Here is a 21,154-nt window from a genome sequence, read left to right on the forward strand (position 1 = left end):
GGGATGGATGCGGGCACGGTCTGGGATGCCGGCGGATCGACGCCGTCACAGCGAGATCGACATCGTCGACATGACGCTGAGCAGCATGGGCCCCACGCCGAGCAGGAGGAACGCCGGCAGCGTGCAGACGCCGAGCGGGATCAGCAGCCGCGACGACAGCCGCGCCGCCCGGAGGCGCCCCTCGACACGAGCTCGATGACGCGCGTGCGCGGCGGCCGCGCGCAGCAGCTCGACGGCCGGCACGCCCGCCGAGCGCGACAGGGCGAGCACGGAGTCGACCCCTTCGGGATCGCGCGCCTGCTCCTCGGCCGGCCGCAGATCGACGGGCCGGTGACGCGGCCCGGGCCGGCCCCGCCGCGCCGGGTCATGCGGGCCGGGACGGGCACCGGCGATCGCCGCAGCGACGGCCGGCGGTGCCGTCGCGGGAGACGCCGGACCGGTCGGCGCGGATGCGGCGAGCTCCTGGGCCTCGCTCACGACGGTGCGCGCCCGGTCGATCGAGACTCCCCCGCTCAGTGCGATGGCGATGAGCTCGGCGTCCAGTCCCGGAACCACATGCGCGCCGCGCGCACCGGCGACGAGCCGCGACGTCCACCGCCGGGCGAGGACGATGAGCACCGCGCCTCCTGCGAGGCAGGCGATGCCGAGCGGTTGCCCGAGCAGGGTCGCGAAGGTGTCGAACCCGAGTGCCGCACCCAGCGCGACGGCCACCAGCGGCAGCCAGCCCATGAGGCGAGCGGTACCGGCCGGCTCTGCGAGCGCGACCCGGACGTCGTCTGCCGCTTCCTGCGCATCCCGGAGCGCGCTCGCCAGGCTCCGGAGGCACTCGGCCAGCGGTGCGCCGACGACCGAGGCCACGCGCCAGGCCACCGCGACGTCGCGCCAGTCGTCGCCGCCGATCGCCGCGATGGCGGCGGGCAACGACCAACCCCGGGAGACGGACGCCTCGACCCGGGCCGCGACCGGGTCGCCCGTGGCGGCCAGGTGCGCCCACGCCCGCGCCGGCGAGACTCCCGCCTGCAGCAGCACGGCGAGCCGCAGCACGGCGGCCGGGGCATCCGTCGTCGAGGTCGCGGATGCCGATCGGCGAGGGCGGTGTGCGCGGCGGGCCGCAACGATCGGCCACACCCCCGCAGCAGTCACGCCGCCCATCGCACTTCCTCGATCGCCAGCCGCCCTGTCGTATCCACGACGGGGCGGCCGACGCCCGCGACACGACGGCCGCCGCCCGTCGTCCGCTCGACGTGGATGACGAGCCCGATGGCGCTGGCCGCCTGCCGCGCGAGCGCATGGTCGTCGAGCCCCGCGAGGGCGCCGAGCGCCTCGAGCCGCGCCGGAACGTCGCTCAGGCTGTTGGCGTGCACCGTGCCCGCGCCCCCGTCGTGGCCCGTGTTGAGCGCCGCGAGCAGCTCGCGCACCTCGTCGCCGCGGCACTCGCCCACGACGAGACGGTCGGGTCTCATGCGCAGCGCCTCGCGGACCAGGCGGGCGAGTCCGATTCCCCCGCTCCCCTCGAGGTTGGGCTGGCGCGCCTCGAGCCGGACGTGATGGGCGTGTGCGATCCGCAGCTCGGCGACGTCCTCGATGGTCACGATCCGCTCGTGCGCCGGCGACTCGCCGAGGAGCGCCGCGAGCAGCGTCGTCTTGCCCGCGCCGGCGGCACCGGTGATCAGCAGATTCTCCCGCTCGGCGACCGCCCCGCGCAGGCGCTCGCGCTCATGCGCGCCGAACATGCCGGTGCCGTGCAGGTGGTCGAGCGTCGGGACCTCGAGCCGGGGGACGCGGATCGAGATCGCCGTGCCCTCCGGCGCGACCGGCGGCAGGACGGCGTGCACGCGGATGCCGTGGTCGAGTCGCACGTCGACGCACGGAGCCGCGTCGTCGATGTGCCGCCCGCCCAGCCCGATGAGCGCCACCGCGAGATCACGCACCTCGTCCTCGGTCGCCCGCCACTCGCGGGCAGGCACCGCCCCCTCCCCCCGATCGACGAACAGGCCCGACGCGCCGTTGATGAAGAGGTCGGTGACGCGGGCGTCGTCGAGGTAGGCCGCGAGCGGAGCGAGCACCGGATGCCGCTCCGACATGTCCCGGCGCACCATCGGCACCGCCGGCACGCCGGGCGAAGCCGCGGGAGCCTGTCCCGGCTCGTCACGTCGTGGGTCGCGAGCACCAGGAGCGGCCGCGACCGCCCCCGTGGATCCGGGACGCGCGGGTACCCATGCCGCCCCCGCTGCGCGGCCCTCCGCCGGGTCGCGACGCCGCTCATCCGCCGGGTCGCGACGCCGCTCATCCGCCGGGTCGCGACGCTGCGCATCCAAGGCGTCGCGGCGCTGCTCTTCCGCCAGGCGCTGCACACCGGCCACCGATGCCCCGAGAACCCCGGCCTCCCGCGCACCGCCGGCCGTCGTCGCCGGCCGGGTCGCGGCATCCGCTCGCCCTCCCGCCACCGTGCGCGCCATCGCCTCGGAGCGCGGACGGGCGATGAAGGGAGCGGACATGTCCCCGACGCTAGGAGCGAGGAGCGCCACCGGTGAGCCGGCTCAGCTCATCGGTGGAGAGCGCGCCGCCGACCGCCGTTGTGGAGGAAGGGCCACCGCGCAGCGCGCACGACAGCCGGGGAAAAAGAAGGCGGCATCCCATGGGGGGAATGGGATGCCGCCGTGCGCGGGCCCGAATTCGGGGGGTGACGTCGGGCGCCGCAATGCCAGAATCGATGTTCGGCCACCGGTCAGCATATGCGAGGTAGGGGTACTGACAAAACGAAAAGGAGAGGATTCTCACTGATATATCGGTCGGGTCCAAGATTCCGGCGGCACCTACTATCGGGGGTAGTCGGTTCGGGCGGGTCTGACTACATTTCCTGGCAGACTCGCCGGCACCCTTCGGCCTCGACCCAGCCCGCAAAGGAGCGCGCTCCCATGAGCGAACAGAACCCGATCACGCAGACCGCCAGCAGCCAGATCGACCACCTCCTCAACGAGGACCGGCGCTTCGCGCCTACCCCGGAGTTCGCCGACAACGCCGTCGCCACCGCCGAGCTCTACGAACGGGCTCGCACGGATCGGCTGGGGTTCTGGGGCGACCAGGCGCGCGAGCTGCACTGGCACAAGCCCTTCACCGAGGTGCTGGACTGGTCGAACCCGCCGTTCGCGCAGTGGTTCGCCGACGGCGAGCTCAACGTCGCCTACAACTGCCTCGACCGCCATGTCGAAGCGGGCAACGGTGACCGCGTGGCGCTGCTGTGGGAGGGCGAGCCGGGCGACGAGCGCCGGGTGACCTACGCCGAGCTCACCGACGAGGTGAAGCGCCTCGCGAACGTGCTCGAGGGCCTCGGCGTCGGCGCGGGCGACCGCGTCGCGATCTATCTGCCGATGATCCCCGAGGCGATCGCCTCGATGCTGGCTGTGGCGCGCATCGGCGCCATCCACTCCGTCGTCTTCGGCGGGTTCTCGGCCGACAGCCTGCGCGCCCGCATCGACGACGCCGGTGCGAAGCTCGTCATCACCGCCGACGGCGGCTACCGCAAGGGCAAGGTCTCACCTCTGAAGCCCGCCGTCGACCTGGCCCTCGGCGACCGCGGCACGGGCGTGCAGGAGACGGTCGAGCACGTGCTCGTCGTCAAGCGCGGCGAGAACGAGGTGGAGTGGACCGACGGCCGCGACCTGTGGTGGCACGACGTCGTGCCCCAGGCCTCCGGCGAGCACGAGGCGCAGGCCTTCCCCGCCGAGAACCCGCTGTTCATCCTCTACACGTCGGGCACCACCGGGAAGCCGAAGGGCATCCTCCACACCTCCGGCGGCTACCTCACCCAGTCGGCGTTCACCAACAAGGTGGTGCACGACATTCACCCCGAGACCGACGTCTACTGGTGCACGGCCGACATCGGCTGGGTGACCGGGCACACCTACGTCACGTACGGCCCGCTGGCCAACGGCGCGACGCAGGTGCTCTACGAGGGGACGCCGGATGCCCCGCACCCGGGTCGCTGGTGGGAGATCGTGCAGAAGTACGGGGTCACGGTGCTCTACACGGCCCCGACCGCGATCCGCTCGTTCATGAAGCTCGGCCGTGCCATCCCGAAGCAGTTCGACCTGTCGTCGCTGCGCCTGCTCGGCTCGGTGGGCGAGCCCATCAACCCCGAGGCGTGGATGTGGTACCGCAAGATCATCGGCGGCAAGACCGCTCCGATCGTCGACACGTGGTGGCAGACCGAGACCGGCTCGATCATGATCTCGGCCCTCCCGGGGGTCACCGAGACGAAGCCCGGTTCCGCCCAGGTGCCGCTCCCCGGCATCTCGATCGACGTCGTCGACGAGGACGGCACCCACGTCGGCAACGGCAACGGCGGCCTGCTCGTCGTCACCGAGCCCTGGCCCTCGATGCTCCGCGGCATCTGGGGAGACCCCGAGCGCTTCGTCGAGACGTACTGGGAGAAGTTCCAGAAGCAGGGCTTCTACTTCGCCGGTGACGGCGCGCGCCTCGACGACGACGGCGACGTGTGGCTGCTCGGCCGCGTCGACGACGTCATGAACGTCTCGGGCCACCGCCTGTCGACGACCGAGATCGAGTCGGCCCTCGTCGGCAACGAGGCGGTCGCCGAGGCCGCCGTCGTCGGGGCCTCGGACGAGACGACGGGTCAGGCCGTCGTCGCCTTCGTCATCATCAAGCAGTCCTACCTCGACGCCCACTCCCCCGACGGCCTGGCGCAGTCGCTCCGACTGTGGGTCGGCGAGCAGATCGGGCCGATCGCCCGCCCGCGCGACGTCTACATCGTCGGCGAGCTGCCCAAGACGCGCTCCGGCAAGATCATGCGCCGTCTCCTGCGCGACGTCGCCGAGGGCCGTGAGGTCGGCGACACGACCACGCTCGCCGACACGGCCGTCATGTCGGTGATCTCTGCGCAGGTGAAGTAGTCCGACAAGAAGAGCGGATGCCGCAGCCCCGGGCTGCGGCATCCGCTCTGTCGTCGTCGGCGGGAACCGTCGATCAGGCGAAGGTGAAGACGACCTCGACCTCGACGGGGGCGTCGAGCGGGAGCACGGGGACGCCGACCGCGGAACGTGCGTGCCTGCCGGCGTCGCCGAAGATCTCGCCGAGCACCTCGCTCGCGCCGTTGATGACGCCCGGCTGTCCGGTGAACTCGGGGACGGATGCCACGAAGCCGGTGACCTTCAGCACGCCCGTGAGCCGGTCGACCCCACCGACGGCGGCCGCGGCGGCCGCGATCGCGTTGAGGGCGCTCTGTCGCGCGTAGCCCTTGGCGTCGTCGGCGGGCACGAGTCCGTCGCCCTCGCCGACCTTCCCGGTCGCGGGCAGGGCGCCCGAGACCATGGGGAGCTGACCGGCGGTGTAGACGAGGTCGCCGTGCGCCTTCGCGGGCACGTACGCGGCGACCGGAGGGACGACGTCGGGGAGTGCGATGCCGAGTTCGGCGAGCCGCTCGCTGAGGGCCATGCTCACGCCTCCTCGAACTGCTTGGCAGCCTGGGCCGCGGCATCCAATCCGGCGTTCTGCTGACCGCCGCCGGACGGGCGCTTGAAGTACGCGACGAGCCCGCCCTCGGGGCCGGGCACGACCTGGACGAGCTCCCAGCCCTGCTTGCCCCAGTTGTTGAGGATGGCGGCGGTGTTGTGGATCAGAAGGGGCGTGGTGAGGTACTCCCACGTCGTCATCGCGACTCCTCGGGGATGCGGGGCTGGGGCGGTGGTGAAGGGCTGGTGGGCCTGTGAAACACCTCCGCGGGCGCGCGCCCGTCGGGGAATCGCCCAGCTAGTTCCCTTACGATCAACCCTATGCCTGATACCAAACGCACGGCCACCGGTGTGTTCGGCGGACTCGCCGGGCTCGTCGGCCTCAGTGCCGCAGCCGGTGTCCTCATCGCGGCGACCGTCACCCCCGCGGTCGCGATCACGAGCACCGCGGCTGAGCGCGCGATCACGATGTTCGACAACCTGCCGAGCTCGCTCGAGATCGACAAGCTCATGCTTCCGAGCAACTTCTACTACACCGACCCGGCCACCGGGCAGGCGCAGCTGATGACGCAGTTCCTCGAGCAGGACCGCACCCCGGTCGATTTCGACCAGATCAACCCCGTCATGTACGACGCGCTCCTCTCCAGTGAGGACCCGCGCTACTACCAGCACGGTGGCATCGACCTCATCGGCACCACGCGCGCGCTCCTGTCCAACGCCGGCGGCGCGTCCGAGACGCAGGGTGGCTCGTCGATCAGCCAGCAGTACGTCAAGAACGTGCTGATCCAGAAGTGCGAGCAGAACGCCGAGATCGAGTACGAGACCAACGAGGCCGGCGAGGCCGTCATCGACGAGGCGACCGGACAGCCGAAGGTGAAGACGAGCCGCGAGCAGGCGCTCCTCAACTGCTGGACCGACGCGACCACGGCGGAGGGCGCCGAGGGCTACACGCGCAAGCTGCAGGAGATGCGCTACGCGATCTCGCTCGAGCAGAAGTATTCCAAGAACGACATCCTGCTCGGCTACCTCAACATCGCGAACTTCGGCGGCATCACCTACGGCATCGAGGCCGCTGCCCGCCGCTACTTCGCCACGACCGCCGCCAACCTCACGGTGGCGCAGGCGGCGACCCTCGCCGGCATGGTGCAGAACCCGAACAGCTACCGCATCGACAAGGCCGGCGGCTCGATCTACGGCTCCGACGGCACCACCTTCAACAAGGCGCCCGACGGCGTCATCGATGAAGGCGCGAACCTCGCGTCTCTCGACGCGCTCGTCGCGTCGGGCGACATCACCGAGGAGCAGAAGTTCGCTGCCGCGGACGGCTACACCTCCACGAAGGTGCGTCAGCTGTACGTGCTCAGCCGCATGCTCGACGACGGCAAGATCACGCGTGAGCAGTACGTCGAGGCCGCGGTCTGGCCGATCACCCCGAGCATCGTGGAGCCCAAGACGGGCTGCGCGAACGCCGGAGGTGCCGCGTACTTCTGCCAGTACGTCAAGTACGTCATCCAGAACGACCCCGTCTTCGGCGAGACCAGGGACGAGCGGCTCGAGACCCTGCAGCGCGGTGGGCTCAACGTCTACACGACGCTCGATCCCCGCATCCAGACGCCTGCCGAGCAGGCGATGGCCGCGAGCGCCCCGACGGCGATCGAGATGCGGCAGGGGACGACCGTGCCCTCGACCGGCCGATTCGGGTCGACCACCGCGAGCATCGAAGCGACCACGGGCCGCGTCCTGGCGATCGCGCAGAGCACGACCTTCAGCGAGGACGCGGCGTTCGCGAACGACTGGAACTACTCCGCACAGGTGTGGGCGGGAGACCAGACGTTCGGCAACTCCACCGGCTTCAGCGCCGGATCGACGTTCAAGCTCTTCACGCTGCTCGACTGGCTCGAGAAGGGCAAGTCGGTCAACGAGACGCTCAACGGCACGCTGCGCGTCTTCAAGAACATGACGTACTGCGGCGAGACCCGAGGGACGGGCGCTGTGAAGCCCACGGGCAACTTCGGCGGCGACCGCGGACGGTTCGGCACCCCGATGCAGTTCACCGCCTCGTCGCTGAACACGGGCTACCTGGCGATGGCCGAGAAGCTCGACTACTGCGACATCGCCAACGTGGCGACGAAGCTGGGCGTGATCGACGCCTACACCAACAAGCCGGTCGACATGAACACGCTGAACTCGGTGATCGGCACCGCGAGCGTGTCACCGCTCGCGATCGCGGGGGCGTATGCCACCGTCGCCAACAACGGCATCTACTGCCAGCCGCAGGTGATCGACCGCGTCACCGACGCCGACGGCAACGACCTTCCGAAGCCCGAGCGCACCTGCAACCAGGTGCTCGAGCCGCGCGTGGCCGCGACGGCCGCGTACGCCCTGCAGGGCGTCATGAACGGCGGAACCGGAAGCCAGGGCAACCCGCGCGACGGCGTGCCGCTCATCGGAAAGACCGGAACGCACGAGGAGCTGCAGTCGTGGCTCGTCGAGTCGAGCACGAAGGTCGCCACGGCGACCTGGGCCGGCAACGTCCAGGGCGGCGGCGACATCTTCAAGACGTACTACAACGGCAGTCGCCTCTCCGACATCCGCTACGCCATCACGAGGAACGTCCAGGGCGCGGCCAACGACGCATACGGCGGCGACCGCTTCGCGGCTCCGGATTCGGAGTTGACGAAGCAGGTGCTGACGGATCTCCCCGACGTCATCGGCAAGACGGTCGACGAGGCGACGAAGATCCTGACCGACGCGGGCTTCACGGTCGAGGTGGGCGCACCGGTCGACTCCAACCAGCCGGCCGGCGTGGTGGCGGCGCAGAACCCGGGAGCGGGGAAGGTCGCCGGCGGCAGCACCGTGACGATCAACCCCAGCAACGGGGAGGGCATCGCCGTGCCCGATGTCTCGGGCCGCACGCTGGAGGATGCCAAACGCGCGCTCCGGAGCGCCGGGTTCGGCAATGCCAGCGACGGCGCGTGCACGACGGACGCGAGCCTCGGCACGCAGACCCGTGCGACCGCCACGAACCCCGCGGTCGGAAGCGTCGTGAACCGCAACACCACGATCGCCGTCGACTACGCCGCCGGCAACTGCGGCGGTGGCGGCAACGGCGGCCGCGGCGGCGGCGGTAACGGCTAGTGCCGTCCACACGATCCCGCTCCGCCCTCACCGTGCTCGGCACGGTGGGGGCGGTCGGCGCGGCGGCCTCGGTCTGGGGCATCGCCATCGAGCGGTACCTCTTCACGGTGCGGTTCCACGAGGTGCCGGTGCTGCCCGCCGGGGCGACGCCGCTGCGAGTGCTGCACCTGTCAGACGCGCACATGGCGCCGTGGCAGCACCGCAAGCAGCAGTGGATCGCCGCCTTGGCCGAGCTTCAGCCCGACCTCATCGTCAACACCGGCGACAACATGGGCCACGTCGACGGCCTCCGCGGACTGCGTGCGGCGTTCGATCCGCTGCGCGGCATCCCCGGGGTCTTCGTGCACGGCTCGAACGACCACGCGGCCCCGTCGCCGAGGAACCCGTTCAAGTACTTCACGGGCCCGTCGAAGGTGAAGAACGAGCCCGAGCCCCTCGACACCGATGCCCTCGACGGCTACCTGACCGACGAGCTCGGCTGGCTCGACCTTAACAACGCGGTGGGATCGTTGGATGCCGCGGGCCTGCGTATCGCGGCGTTCGGGGTGAGCGACGCACACCGTCACTGGGACGACCTCGATGCGCTCCCCGGCCTCGTCGCCGAGCAGCGCGCCCGCGAGACGGCCGACCTCACCATCGGCGTGACGCACGCGCCGTACCGCCGCGTGCTCGACGCGTTCGTCGACCTGGGTGCCGACGCGATCTTCGGCGGGCATACCCACGGCGGCCAGGTGCGCGTGCCGGGATTCGGCGCGCTCGTGGCGAACTGCGACATCCCGCTGAAGCAGGCGCGAGGGCTCAGCGAGTGGACGCATCTCGGCCGCACCGTGCCGCTCAATGTGAGCGCGGGACTGGGGCACTCCATCTACGCTCCGGTCCGCTTCGCGTGCCGACCGGAGGCGTCGGTCCTGACGCTCGTCCCCCGGGCGTAACGCCGGCTCCGGCTCGGCGTCCGTTCCTCCCCAGCCGCGTCGCACGACGCCGTCTCCACAGTTCGCCTCCATCCGGCGGCGAGCGGCTTCGGCTCGGTCGATCCTCGTTGCATGACTGCTTCGCGCTCCACTCCGCCGCACCTCGATCAGTTCCGGAACATGCTCGTCACCACGACGGCGCTGCACGGGATGGGCCTGTCCGGGCGACTGAGGCTGCTGGCGCTGCTGATCGCTCTCGCCATCACGGCCATCGCAGCACCCTTCGCGCATACGACCGGCGACGCGGACGGTGAGACGACCCGGATTCCCCACTTCGGGCGTCACGCACCGCTCGTGCCCGTCGTCGAGCCGGCCGAATGAGCATGCGCGCGGTCACCTTGCCGGCGCGTCCGCTCTCCCGTCGGCGCGGGCGCGCGAAGCCCGCTCGCCCCGCCTTCGCGCTGATCGCGGTCGTCTTCCTGTTCCTCGTCGGCATCGAACTCCTGGCACCGACACCCGCCGGCGCCGCCGAGCGGGGCGCCGGTTTCGGCACCTGGGCGCCCGTCTCCGCCTACGGCTGGCACGGCTCGATGCTGGTGGGCGGGGTGCACACCTACTGCATCACGCCCGGCGCGCCGGCTCCGACCGGGCAGAGCGTCGACCACGGTGTCAGCGGCTCGGCCGCCGGCCTCGCGCCGCAGCAGCTCGCCGGCATCAACCATCTGGTGACGTCGTACGGGCAGACGAACGACCCCGTGCAAGCGGCGGCCGTCGCCTGGGCGGTCAAGGCGACCGCCAACCGCGACGAGACCCTCCACGCCTTCGGCTACCGGGGCGACTCGCTCGCCGGCGCGATCCACTGGACGATGTCGGCGCTCGCCCCGCAGCATGACCGCGCCGTTCAGGAACGTGCCGTCGCCTTCTACGACGAGGCATCCCGGGTCGCTGCCGGCCCCGCGTCTGCGAGCGGCAGCCTGGTGTTCACGACGGATGCCGCCGACCCGAGCAGCGGCACGGTGCGGGTCGACGCGACCAGCCCCGCGACCGGCACGATCACGCTGACGAACGCCGTCTTCGCCGATTCCGGCGCTCCCGTGCAGGAGGGTGCAGTCACCGGTTCGGCCTACGCGATCCGCGCGGCACCACCCGTCGAGGGCCGGCCCTACGCAGTCTCCGGTGTCGGGCGGTTCGACGCGGGGCTCGCGGCCGCGGTGCGCCACTACACGACACCCGGCGGTCAGGAAACGGCTGGACCCGCCGGCCGCGTGCAGTTCGACGTGGCAGGAGCGGACGCGGCGCCCCGCATCCCGCCGTTCTCCCCTGCGATCTCGACGCGGGTCGCCGCGCCGGGCGAGATCAACAGCCCTTATGTCGACGAGGTCGCCTTCGCTGTTTCCGACGGCGCCTGGCCGCGCGCCGAGGACGGGTCCTTCCTGCCGGTGGTGGCGAACGCGGTCGTCTACCGCACCGAGACCGAGCCGGTGCCCGGTTCGGCGATCCCGCCCGACGCGCAGATCGCCGGCACGCTGCAGCTCGCCACCGACCCGGTGACCGGGCCGACGCTGCCCTACACCGTGACGTCGGACTGGCCGATGACGGCGGCCGGCCACTACACCGCCGTGTGGAGCATCCGAGCGGGCGAACAGAGCCCCGCCGTCGCCGCTCACCTCGGCCCCGACTTCGCATGGACGGAGCGCTTCGGCGAGCCGACGCAGGTCGCAGTGGTCGCGCCCCCGCCCCCGCCACCGCCGGCACCGGCGCCGGAGGCGGCTCCTCCGTCGCCCGCTCCGCCCGCGACGCCCGTGCCGCCCGCGCCCGCTGCGGCGCCGCCCGCCGCGCTCGCGGCAACAGGCACCGATCCGTCCGCCCTCCGCCTGCCCGCGGCGCTGGCGATCGCCCTGCTCAGCGTCGGCACGTCCATCGTGGCGTCGCGCCGGCCATGGTCAGCAGCACCCCTGACGATCGGTTAGACTCGGAGGGTTGCAAAACGGGGTGTGGCGCAGCTTGGTAGCGCGCTTCGTTCGGGACGAAGAGGCCGCAGGTTCAAATCCTGTCACCCCGACCACACAGAGGCTCCGCCGGAAGGCGGAGCCTCTGCCATGAAAGGAGCGGTCCCGGTGGCAGACAGCATCCCTCTCCTCGTCGCGTTCGACCTCGACGACACGCTCGCGCCGTCCAAGAGCGCGATCGACCCCCGCATCGGCGACCTGCTCGTCGCCCTCGCGGAGCGCGTCGAGGTGGCGATCATCTCGGGCGGGCAGCTCGCGCAGTTCACCGCACAGGTCGTCGACCGCCTTCCGGACGCCTCGTCCGAGGCGCGCGCCCGGCTGCACCTGCTGCCCACCTGTGGCACGCAGTACTACCGGCTGTCGGACGACGACGTCGTCACGGTCTACAAGCGGTCCCTGACCGACGACCAGAAGGCGCGCGCCCTGGCCGCCGTCGAGGGCGAGGCCCGCCGTCTCGGGCTGTGGGAGTCCGAGACCTGGGGCGACATCCTCGAGGACCGCGGCTCGCAGATCACGTTCTCCGCCCTCGGCCAGCAGGCTCCCGTCCCGGCGAAGATGGCGTGGGATCCCACGGGCGAGAAGAAGAATGCGCTCCGCGCCGCCGTCGCCGCCCTCCTCCCCGACCTCGAGGTGCGCTCGGGTGGGTCGACGTCCGTCGACATCACCGAGCAGGGCATCGACAAGGCGTACGGCATGCGTCAGCTCGCCGAGCAGACCGGCATCGACCTCGACGACATGCTCTTCGTCGGGGACCGCCTCGACCCCGAGGGCAACGACTACCCCGTCCTCGCGATGGGGGTGCGCTGTCACGCGGTCGACGGCTGGGAAGACACGGTCGCGTACCTGGAGCAGCTGATCCCCACGCTTCCGGTCCGCGTCTGACGCGGCATCCGCTCGCCTGTCACCACCTGCTGCCCCGCGCAGCACATCGTGACAGGCGAGCAACCCTCAGCACGACAAGAGCCGCTCCCCTGTCACAATCTGCCGCGGTGAGCGACACGTCGTGACAGGCGAGCAGCCTCGCGCGCTCAACCACCGGAGCCTGAGCCCGGTCGTTGAGCGGGGAGCGCAGCGACGAAACGAAACGCGTCAGCTCTTCGCGCCGGTGCTCTTCGCCGCCGTTGTCCGCGCGGGGCGGGAGGCCGCGGCATCCGTCTTCCCGTTCGCCGTCGACTTCGGAGCGCGAGCAGCCGTGCCCGACGTCACCCGCACGCGCGGCGCGCCGCCCGCCACCGCCTCGGCCGGGGCCCCCGCCAGGGGCATGAGGCGCGTCAGCTGCGTGACGTGCCGGGGCTCGAGCTCGGCGATCGACGAGACGCCCAGGAGCTTCATGGTGCGCTCGATCTCGCTGCGCAGGATCGCGATCGTGCGGTCGACGCCCTGGCGGCCACCGGCCATCAGGCCGTACAGGTACGCGCGGCCGATGAGGGTGAACTTCGCGCCGAGGGCGATCGAGGCGACGATGTCGGCGCCGTTCATGATGCCGGTGTCGACCATGACGGTGGCGTCCTTGCCGACCTCACGCACGACCTCCGGCAGGAGGCGGAACGGGATCGGCGCCCGGTCGAGCTGACGTCCACCGTGGTTGGACAGGATGATGCCGTCGACGCCGGCATCGATGAGCCGCTTCGAGTCGGCGACGTTCTGCACGCCCTTGACCACGATCTTGCCCGGCCAGATGTCGCGGATGATCGCGAGGTCGTCGTAGCTGATGGTGGGATCCATCGCCGCGTTCAGCAGCTCGCCCACGGTGCCGCCGGTCGTCGAGAGCGACGCGAACTCGAGCTTCGGCGTGGTGAGGAAGTCGTACCACCACCACGGCCGCGGGATGGCGTTGATGATCGTGCCGAGCGTCAGCTGCGGCGGGATCGAGAAGCCGTTGCGCTTGTCGCGCAGGCGCGCGCCGGCGACCGGGGTGTCGACGGTGAACTGCAGGGTGTCGAAGCCGGCGGCGGCGGCACGGCGTGCGAGTCCGTACGAGATCTCGCGGTCGCGCATGACGTACAGCTGGAACCAGTTGCGCCCCTGGGGGTTGGCGCGCTTGACGTCCTCGATGGACGTCGTGCCCAGCGTCGAGAGCGTGAACGGGATGCCGGCGGCACCTGCCGCCCCGGCCCCGGCGATCTCGCCCTCGGTCTGCATGAGGCGCGTGAAGCCGGTCGGGGCGATGCCGAACGGCATCGCGGACGGCCCGCCGAGGATCTCGGTGGACATGTCCACGTTCTCGGCGGGGCGCAGCACGTCGGGGTGGAACTCGACGTCTTCGAAGGCCTGACGCGCCCGCGAGAGCGACAGTTCGCCCTCGGCCGCGCCATCGGTGTAGTCGAAGGCCGCCTTCGGAGTGCGGCGCTTCGCGATGGTGCGCAGGTCGTAGATCGTCAGCGCGCCCTCCAGGCGGCGCTTGCGGCCGTCGAGCTCGGGCTTCTTGAACTGCATCAGCTCGAGGAGCTCGGCGGGCCTGGGGAACTGTCGGGTGACCATGGATACCTCTCGGGGGTCAGCTCAGGGGTGGGGTGAGATCGGCGACGGCCTGCGGGCGGGCGAGACCCGCGGCGGCGTAGTAGCCGGCGATGTGGTCGTGGACGAGCGCGCGGGCACGGGCGCCGTCGCCCGCGTCCACGGCATCGAGGATGGCGTGGTGCTCGCGGCGCAGACGGGCGGCCGCGGCATCCCACTCCGCGATACCGGCGGCTCCCGCCTGCACGTACGACTCGATCGCCGTGCGGAGTCCGGCCATCATGGCGGCGATCACGACGTTGCCCGAGGCCTCGGCGAGAGCGAGGTGCAGCTGGGCATCGAGTGCGAGGAACTCCTGCGCCGTGAGGTCGAGGCCGTCCATCGCCTCGAGCACGCGACGTGCGCGCTCCATCGAACGGTCGGGGTCGGACGCGAGCGCCTCGACGACCGCCGACTCGAGCACGAGGCGCGTGGCGACGACGTCGTCGAAGGGGAAGCCCTGGGCCGCGACCTGCAGCCGCAGCAGGGCCGACATGCCGCCCTCGGGGGTGGCGATGATGATGGCGCCCGATGTCGGACCCGACCCCGTGCCGGTGCGGATGAGCCCCATCACCTCGAGCACGCGCAGCGCCTCCCGCACGCTCGAGCGACCGACGCCGAGCGTGGCGGCGAGCTCGCGCTCCGGGGGGGAGGCGATCGCCGGGCTGAAGGGTGCCGTCGAGCAGGTCGGTCTCGATCTTCTCGAGTACGACGCGCCACGCACGCGCCGGGGGAAGTGCCGGAGCGACCGCGGGAACGGAAGCGGGTGTGCCTGCCACGGATCTCCTCGTCGATGTCGGATCCGCTGCCCTCCTCGTTGAAGGGCATCGTGTGGTCTGACCACGATAGCCTGTGGTCGGACCACAGACAACCCGGATGACGCGAATCGACCGAGGCGGGCGCTACTCTGACCACATGGATCCGCTCCTCCTCGTCCTCATCGTCGCGGGCGTATCGGCCGCGTTCTGCTGGATCACCTCGCTCCTCACCAACGAGACGTCATGGATCGACCGGCTCTGGTCGATCGTCCCGGTCGTGTACGTCTGGATCTTCGCGGGCGCCGCGCTGCTGGCGGGGCTCGATGCCACCCGACTGCTGGTCATGGCCGTGCTGGTGACGGCGTGGGGCGTGCGCCTCACGTTCAACTTCGCCCGCAAGGGCGGTTACACCGGCATGGAGGACTACCGCTGGGCGATCCTGCGCGGCCGCATGACGCGGTGGCAGTTCCAGGTGTTCAACCTCCTCTTCATCGTCCTGTTCCAGAGCGCGCTGCTCGTGCTCATCTCGCTGCCGGCGTACATCGCGTGGCAGCATCCGACGCCGTTCACCGGATGGGATGCCGCGTTCGCTCTGCTCTTCGCCGCGTTCCTCGTCGGCGAGACCGTCGCCGACCAGCAGCAGTGGAACTTCCACCGCGCGAAGAAAGCCGCCGGCGGAACCCTCGAGCCGGGTTTCGTCACCACCGGGCTCTTCGCCTACAGCCGGCACCCGAACTTCTTCTTCGAGCAGGCGCAGTGGTGGGCGTTCTACGCCCTCGGCGCCGTCGCGCTCGTGGCCGACGGCGGGGGCTGGCTCAACTGGACCATCGCCGGCCCTGCTCTGCTGACGGTGCTGTTCATCGGCTCGACAGTCTTCACCGAGTCGATCTCGGCGGCGAAGTACCCCGCGTACCGCCAGTACCAGCGCTCGACCTCGATGCTGGTGCCGCTCCCCCGCCGTGGTCGGCGTGCGCCCGAGACGGCGTGACCGTTCCGCGTCGAGGGCTTACTGCAGGCGCCCGCCGGAGGCCCGCAGATAATCCTCGGCGCAGAGCGACTCGTAGGTGACGCGGTCGGCGTTGAGCTCGTCGATGGCGACCTGATCGCCGTCGAACACGAAGCGGCCGCCCACCAGGCGCGCGTTGAAGAGCGCCTTGCGCCCGCAACGGCAGATGGTCTTGAGCTCCTCGAGGCTGTGCGCCAGCTCGAGGAGGCGCGCCGATCCGGGAAACGCCTGCGTCTGGAAGTCGGTGCGGATGCCGTAGGCGAGAACGGGCACCCCGTCGAAGACGACGATCCGCAGCAGGTCGTCCACCTGCTCGCGCGTGAGGAACTGCGCCTCGTCGATGAGCAGGCACGCGACGTCGACCTCGTGCTCATCGGACTCGGGCACCAGGGCGGCCGCGGCATCCCGCTTCACCCGTGCGCGGTGCTCGGCGAAGAGCGCCCGCAGATCGTCGCCGGGAGCGATGAGGAAGTCGACCGTGCGCTTGACGCCGAGGCGGCTGTCGATCTGATCGGCGCCCTTCGTGTCGATCTCCGGCTTGGCCAGCAGCACGTGCTGGCCGCGCTCCTCGTAGTTGTACGCGGCCTGCAGGAGCGACGTCGACTTTCCGGAGTTCATCGCGCCGTAGCGGAAGTAGAGCTTGGCCACGAACCGAGCGTAGTGCGTGGCGGCCCCCAGCCCGACTCGCGGAAGGGTCCCGCCCGCGCCGCGGGACGCACCGGCTCTGCCTCGGAGCACCCCGGGTGGAAACGCCGCTACGGCTCGAGCGTGCCGCGCTCCCACTCCTCGACCGGCCCCGGGACGGGCACGAAGCTCGGCGCCGCCGTCGCGGTCGTGGGCAGCCGCGGCAGCCACGACGGGTCGCGCACCGCCACCTTCGCGCGCAGATGCGCGAGTTCGAACGCGAGCTGCCCCGTGGTGACGCGGATGCCGGGGGTCGCGGCATCCGGTCGCAGCACGCGTGCGCGGTCGAACGCGTAGCCGCGTGCGGTGGCCTCGTGCTGCAGCGCCATCAGGTAGTGCCCGATGGCCTCGAGCGGCTCGGCGCACGCACGGAAGCGCACGAGCTGAGGATGCTGCGTGTAGCCGCGCGTGCCGCCGATCAGCACGCGCTGGGCGAGCAGCGCCTCACGCCATCCGGCGATGAGCGCCCGGCGGTCGAGCATCGACGGATGCACCGACCACAGCCGCATGGTGGCGTCAGGCCGTCAGCGCGAGGGTCTGGGCGGTCTCGCCGAGCGACTCCTGCGCGACGGCGGGCCGCGCGTTGAGCGTCTCGCCGTAGCTCGGGATGAGTTCCCGCAGGCGCGGCTCCCAGGCGTCGATGCGGTCGGGGAAGCAGGTCTTCAGCAGGCCGAGCATGATCGACACCGCCGTCGACGCTCCCGGGGACGCACCCAGCAGGCCGGCGATCGTGCCGTCGGCACCGGTCACGACCTCGGTGCCGAACTGCAGGATGCCGCCCTTCTCGGGGTCCTTCTTCATCACCTGCGCCCGCTGGCCGGCCTGGATGAGCGTCCAGTCCTCGTCCTTCGCGGTGGGCATGAAGACGCGGAGGCTGTCGACCTTCTTGGCGTGGTTTTTCACCAGCTCGCCGACGAGGTACGTGATGAGGCTCGGGTTGTCCCACGCCACCTTGAGCATCGGGCCGAGGTTGCCGGGCCGCACCTGGCCGACGATGTCGAACCAGGAGCCGGTCTTGAGGAACTTGGGGCTGAAGGTCGCGAACGGGCCGAACAGCAGCGACGCCTCGCCGTCGACGACGCGGGTGTCGAGGTGCGGGACCGACATGGGCGGAGCGCCCACCGACGCCTGCGAGTACACCTTCGCCTTGTGCTGGGCGACGATCGCAGGGTTCGAGGTCTTGAGGAACTGACCGCCGATCGGGAAGACGCCGTAGCCCGAGATCTCGGGGATGCCCGAGCGCTGCAGCAGCTTCAGCGCCCAACCGCCGGCGCCGACGAAGACGAACTTCGCGCGGATCTCGCCCGGCGTGCGACCGACCGTGCGGCGGTACTTGACGCGCCACGTGCCGTCGGCGAGGCGCTTGAGGCGACGCACCTCGGTGTTGGTGCGGACGTCCGCGCCGTTCTCGGCGAGGTGGTCGAACAGCTGACGCGTCAGCGCGCCGAAGTCGACGTCCGTGCCCGCGGGCACCCGGGTGGCCGCGAACGGCTCGCCCTTGCGGCGCTTCTGCATGAGCAGCGGCGCCCACTGGTTGATGACGCGGGAGTCCTCGCTGTACTCGATGCCGGCGAACAGCGGCTCGTCCTTGAGCGCCTCGTAGCGCTTCTTGAGGTACGCCACGTCCTTCTCGCCGCGCACGAAGGTCATGTGCGGAGCCGAGTTGATGAACGTGGACGGCGAGTCGAGCACCCCCTGCTCCACGAGCGACGACCACAGCTGCCGGCTCTGCTGGAACTGCTCGTTGATCGAGATCGCCTTGGCCGGGTCGACCGAGCCGTCCTTGCCCTCAGGCATGTAGTTGAGCTCGCACAGCGCCGCGTGACCGGTGCCCGCGTTGTTCCACGCGTTCGAGCTCTCGAGCGCCACGTCGCTCAGACGCTCGAACACGGCGATCTTGAGATCGGGCTGCAGTTCCTGCAGCAGCGTGCCGAGGGTGGCGCTCATGATGCCGCCGCCGATCAGCAGGACATCGACCGTTCCGGTGGGAAGGTCGCTGTCGTCGGGGCTGGGAAGGGCGTCGGAGGGCGATGCGGTCACCAGACGATTCTAGTTCCGCCCGAAAGCACCCCCGACCGGGCGGCCGCTCGATGGCCGAAAGTCCGCCTGTTCTTTCGCAGACGAAAAGCGAGCGGATGCCGGGGCCCCGGCATCCGCTCGCTCGAGAAGGTCGCGTCAGGCGTGGACGCCGAGGTTCGCGGCGACGACTTCGGCGATCTGCACGGCGTTCAGCGCCGCACCCTTGCGGAGGTTGTCGTTGGAGATGAAGAGCACGAGGCCCTTGCCCTCGGCCGCGGACTGGTCGGCGCGGATGCGGCCGACGTAGCTCGGGTCGTTGCCCGCCGCCTGCAGCGGCGTCGGGACCTCTTCGAGCACCACGCCGGGAGCGGCGGCGAGGATCTCGCGCGCGCGGTCGGGCGTGATGTCGCGCGCGAATTCGGCGTGGATCGAGAGCGAGTGCCCGGTGAACACCGGCACGCGCACGCAGGTGCCTGCGACACGCAGGTCGGGCAGCTCGAGGATCTTGCGGCTCTCGTTGCGGAGCTTCTTCTCCTCGTCGGTCTCGTTCCAGCCGTCGTCGACGATGCTGCCTGCGAGGGGGATGACGTCGAAGGCGATCGGAGCGACGTACTTCTCGGGCTGCGGGAAGTCCACCGCCGAGCCGTCGTGCACGAGGTCGATCGTGTTGCCCTGCGCGAGCACGCCCTCGACCTGGCCGAGCAGCTCCTGCGCGCCGGCGAGACCCGAGCCCGAGACGGCCTGGTAGGTCGAGACGATGAGGCGCTCGAGGCCTGCCTCGGCGTCGAGCACCTTGAGCACCGGCATCGCGGCCATCGTGGTGCAGTTCGGGTTGGCGATGATGCCCTTGGGCGGGTTCGCGATCGCGTGCGGGTTGACCTCGCTGACGACGAGCGGCACCTCGGGGTCCATGCGCCACGCGCTGGAGTTGTCGATGACGACGGCGCCGGCCTCGGCGAAGCGCGGGGCGTGGGCGCGGCTGCCCGTCGCACCGGCCGAGAACAGCGCCACGTCGATGCCCGACGGGTCGGCGGTCGCGACGTCTTCGATGATCACGGTCTGGCCGCCGAACTCGACGGCGGTGCCGGCGGAGCGGGCGGTCGCGAACAGACGCAGCTCGCGGATCGGGAAGCGGCGCTCGGCGAGGATCTCGCGCATGACCGTCCCGACCTGGCCGGTGGCGCCGACGACGGCGACGGAGATTCCTGAGTCAGAGATGCGGGTCATGGTGTTCCTCAGCGTGGGCACAAGCGTGGAGCGGACGCGCGGACGCCGTCGGACGCGCGGGGTTTGGGCGATTCTACCGCCGCCGCTCCGGCGGGGACGCGGGTGTTACCGCCCGCGACGGCCACGGTGCGCGCGATTCCTGCCGTTTCGCGCGGCAGGCGGCGGGCGCGAACAGGCCCGCCGCCCGCGACGCAGTGTCAGGCCCGTCGGTATTCGTTCATCACGACGCCGGAGTCGAACGCACGCGAGCGCTCGCGCACGAACACGTCGGGAGCGTAGCCGCCGGCGAAGAGCGGCAGGCCGTCGCCGAACACGACGGGATTGACCTTCAGCACGAGCCGGTCGATCTGGTCACGCAGCTGTGCGGCGAGCACTCCCCCGCCGCACAGCCAGATGTCTGCGCCGTCCTGGGCCTTGAGGTCCGCGACCACACCGCGAGGGTCGTCGGCGGTGAGGCGCACGCCCGCGCCGACGTCGGCGGCAGTGCGCGTTCGCGAGAAGACGATCTGTTCGAGGTGGGGGTAGGGATCGTCTGTCAACGGCAGCCCCGCTGCGAACGTGTTCCAGCCCATGAGGACCGTCGAGAAGCGACCGCGCGGCGCGGTCAGCCCGAGCGCGTCGTACAGCGGCCCGGGGACAGTGTCGGCCCACTCGGCGTTGATGGCGTCGATGTGGTCGCCTTCGATCGGGAAGGCGTCGAAAGCCCCGTCCGGCGCAGCGATGCGGCCGTCCAGCGAGACGGCGGCGTAGTAGACGAGTTCGCGCATGGAAGTCCTTTCACGACATGTGTAGTGATTATCGAGACTACGACATATGTCGTGGTTGCGCTAGCGTGGCTGCATGGCACGCAATGAGGACAGACGCCGGCTGCTGGCCGACGCCGGCATCGCCGTCCTGGCCGCGGAAGGGATGCGAGGGCTGACGCACCGGGCGGTCGACGCGCGCGCCGCGGTGCCCACCGGGACCGCCTCCAACTACTTCCGCACCAGGGACGCGCTCGTCGGCGCGCTGGTGGAGCGGATCGGCGAGCGCCTCGCGCCCGATCCCGCGGTTCATGCCCAGTGGCGCGACCGCGCGCCGGACCCCGCACTCTTCGCCGACTACACGAGAGACATCGTGCGACGGCTGACGTCGGAGCGCGAGGTCACCCTGGCGCTGTTCACGCTGCGGCTCGAAGCAGCGCGCTCCCCCGGGATCGCCGCAGCGCTCGGCGACTGGATGCGGACGGGTTTCGCCGCCGACGTGGCGTTCAACCGGGATGCGGGGCTCCCGGGCGGGGCGTTCGAGATCGCGCTCTTCCACTACGCGATCGAGGGCCTGATCCTCGACCGGCTCACGGTGTCGATCGACCCCGACACGTCGACGGACGAGATCGTCGAAGCCTTCGTGGCCGGCCTGCTGGGCGGTGACGCGAGCGGACGCCGATGAGGAGCGG

At 71.0% G+C, this 21,154-nt stretch carries 19 protein-coding genes and 1 tRNA gene; 9 read left to right on the plus strand and 11 right to left on the minus strand.

Annotated elements, in window-relative coordinates; genetic code table 11:
- Positions 1-45: 45 nt before the first annotated feature.
- Both R8Z57_RS01905 and R8Z57_RS01910 read right to left on the minus strand, forming a co-directional pair.
- Positions 46-1,152, minus strand: a complete 1,107-nt coding sequence (locus R8Z57_RS01905) for a type II secretion system F family protein (RefSeq protein ID WP_318352062.1) — start codon at positions 1,150-1,152, stop codon at positions 46-48.
- The gene (locus tag R8Z57_RS01910; RefSeq protein WP_318352708.1) at positions 1,140-2,099 is read right to left on the minus strand and encodes a TadA family conjugal transfer-associated ATPase; all 960 of its coding nucleotides are present in this window, start codon (positions 2,097-2,099) and stop codon (positions 1,140-1,142) included. The genes R8Z57_RS01905 and R8Z57_RS01910 overlap by 13 nt, the downstream gene beginning before the upstream one ends.
- Before the next feature lie 819 nt (positions 2,100-2,918).
- Here R8Z57_RS01910 and acs point away from each other — a divergent pair.
- Positions 2,919-4,913 carry an acetate--CoA ligase gene (acs, locus tag R8Z57_RS01915; RefSeq protein ID WP_318352063.1) on the plus strand — a complete coding sequence of 665 codons (1,995 nt, stop codon included), beginning with the start codon at positions 2,919-2,921 and terminating at the stop codon, positions 4,911-4,913.
- Between the two features lie 73 nt (positions 4,914-4,986).
- On the opposite strand, the gene R8Z57_RS01920 is transcribed toward acs, so the two are convergent.
- Both R8Z57_RS01920 and R8Z57_RS01925 read right to left on the minus strand, forming a co-directional pair.
- Positions 4,987-5,454, minus strand: coding sequence for a RidA family protein (locus tag R8Z57_RS01920; RefSeq protein WP_318352064.1), 468 nt, complete (start codon positions 5,452-5,454; stop codon positions 4,987-4,989).
- A gap of 2 nt (positions 5,455-5,456) precedes the next feature.
- Positions 5,457-5,672 (minus strand): DUF4177 domain-containing protein, encoded by a 216-nt coding sequence (locus R8Z57_RS01925; protein WP_318352065.1) that lies wholly within the window; start codon positions 5,670-5,672, stop codon positions 5,457-5,459.
- 120 nt (positions 5,673-5,792) lie between these two features.
- Here R8Z57_RS01925 and R8Z57_RS01930 point away from each other — a divergent pair, with 120 nt between their 5' ends.
- The 6 genes from R8Z57_RS01930 to R8Z57_RS01955 all read left to right on the plus strand — a co-directional run bounded on the left by R8Z57_RS01930 (position 5,793) and on the right by R8Z57_RS01955 (position 12,411).
- Positions 5,793-8,609 (plus strand): transglycosylase domain-containing protein, encoded by a 2,817-nt coding sequence (locus tag R8Z57_RS01930; protein WP_318352066.1) that lies wholly within the window; start codon positions 5,793-5,795, stop codon positions 8,607-8,609.
- Positions 8,609-9,541, plus strand: a complete 933-nt coding sequence (locus tag R8Z57_RS01935) for a metallophosphoesterase (protein ID WP_318352067.1) — start codon at positions 8,609-8,611, stop codon at positions 9,539-9,541. The genes R8Z57_RS01930 and R8Z57_RS01935 overlap by 1 nt, the downstream gene beginning before the upstream one ends.
- A gap of 111 nt (positions 9,542-9,652) precedes the next feature.
- Entirely contained in the window at positions 9,653-9,901 is a 249-nt protein-coding gene (locus R8Z57_RS01940; protein ID WP_318352068.1) for a hypothetical protein, read from the plus strand.
- Positions 9,898-11,490, plus strand: a complete 1,593-nt coding sequence (locus R8Z57_RS01945; protein WP_318352069.1) for a hypothetical protein — start codon at positions 9,898-9,900, stop codon at positions 11,488-11,490. The genes R8Z57_RS01940 and R8Z57_RS01945 overlap by 4 nt, the downstream gene beginning before the upstream one ends.
- A gap of 18 nt (positions 11,491-11,508) precedes the next feature.
- Positions 11,509-11,585, plus strand: a tRNA-Pro gene (locus R8Z57_RS01950).
- A 52-nt stretch (positions 11,586-11,637) separates the two neighbouring features.
- Positions 11,638-12,411: an HAD-IIB family hydrolase gene (locus tag R8Z57_RS01955; protein ID WP_318352070.1), complete on the plus strand. Its 774-nt coding sequence runs from the start codon at positions 11,638-11,640 to the stop codon at positions 12,409-12,411.
- 207 nt (positions 12,412-12,618) lie between these two features.
- On the opposite strand, the gene R8Z57_RS01960 is transcribed toward R8Z57_RS01955, so the two are convergent.
- Both R8Z57_RS01960 and R8Z57_RS01965 read right to left on the minus strand, forming a co-directional pair.
- A complete protein-coding gene (locus R8Z57_RS01960; protein ID WP_318352071.1) occupies positions 12,619-14,010 on the minus strand; it encodes an alpha-hydroxy acid oxidase in 1,392 nt (463 codons plus the stop codon).
- Between the two features lie 16 nt (positions 14,011-14,026).
- On the minus strand, positions 14,027-14,749 hold the full coding sequence (locus R8Z57_RS01965) for a FadR/GntR family transcriptional regulator (RefSeq protein WP_404810341.1): 723 nt from the start codon (positions 14,747-14,749) through the stop codon (positions 14,027-14,029).
- Positions 14,750-14,940: 191 nt separating this feature from the next.
- Here R8Z57_RS01965 and R8Z57_RS01970 point away from each other — a divergent pair, with 191 nt between their 5' ends.
- Positions 14,941-15,771 carry a DUF1295 domain-containing protein gene (locus R8Z57_RS01970; protein ID WP_318352072.1) on the plus strand — a complete coding sequence of 277 codons (831 nt, stop codon included), beginning with the start codon at positions 14,941-14,943 and terminating at the stop codon, positions 15,769-15,771.
- A gap of 18 nt (positions 15,772-15,789) precedes the next feature.
- On the opposite strand, the gene R8Z57_RS01975 is transcribed toward R8Z57_RS01970, so the two are convergent.
- From R8Z57_RS01975 to R8Z57_RS01995, 5 genes are all read right to left on the minus strand, one after another.
- Positions 15,790-16,437 (minus strand): thymidine kinase, encoded by a 648-nt coding sequence (locus R8Z57_RS01975; protein WP_318352073.1) that lies wholly within the window; start codon positions 16,435-16,437, stop codon positions 15,790-15,792.
- A gap of 107 nt (positions 16,438-16,544) precedes the next feature.
- Positions 16,545-16,982, minus strand: a complete 438-nt coding sequence (locus R8Z57_RS01980; protein ID WP_318352074.1) for a pyrimidine dimer DNA glycosylase/endonuclease V — start codon at positions 16,980-16,982, stop codon at positions 16,545-16,547.
- 7 nt (positions 16,983-16,989) lie between these two features.
- The gene (locus R8Z57_RS01985) at positions 16,990-18,513 is read right to left on the minus strand and encodes a malate:quinone oxidoreductase (RefSeq protein ID WP_318352075.1); all 1,524 of its coding nucleotides are present in this window, start codon (positions 18,511-18,513) and stop codon (positions 16,990-16,992) included.
- A 135-nt stretch (positions 18,514-18,648) separates the two neighbouring features.
- Positions 18,649-19,719, minus strand: coding sequence for an aspartate-semialdehyde dehydrogenase (locus R8Z57_RS01990; RefSeq protein ID WP_318352076.1), 1,071 nt, complete (start codon positions 19,717-19,719; stop codon positions 18,649-18,651).
- Between the two features lie 197 nt (positions 19,720-19,916).
- Entirely contained in the window at positions 19,917-20,486 is a 570-nt protein-coding gene (locus R8Z57_RS01995) for a dihydrofolate reductase family protein (protein WP_318352077.1), read from the minus strand.
- A 73-nt stretch (positions 20,487-20,559) separates the two neighbouring features.
- Here R8Z57_RS01995 and R8Z57_RS02000 point away from each other — a divergent pair, with 73 nt between their 5' ends.
- Entirely contained in the window at positions 20,560-21,147 is a 588-nt protein-coding gene (locus R8Z57_RS02000) for a TetR/AcrR family transcriptional regulator (protein WP_318352078.1), read from the plus strand.
- Positions 21,148-21,154: the final 7 nt, after the last annotated feature.

It is taken from the genome of Microbacterium sp. M3 (assembly GCF_033548675.1).
Classification (GTDB): Bacteria; Actinomycetota; Actinomycetes; order Actinomycetales; family Microbacteriaceae; genus Microbacterium; species Microbacterium arthrosphaerae.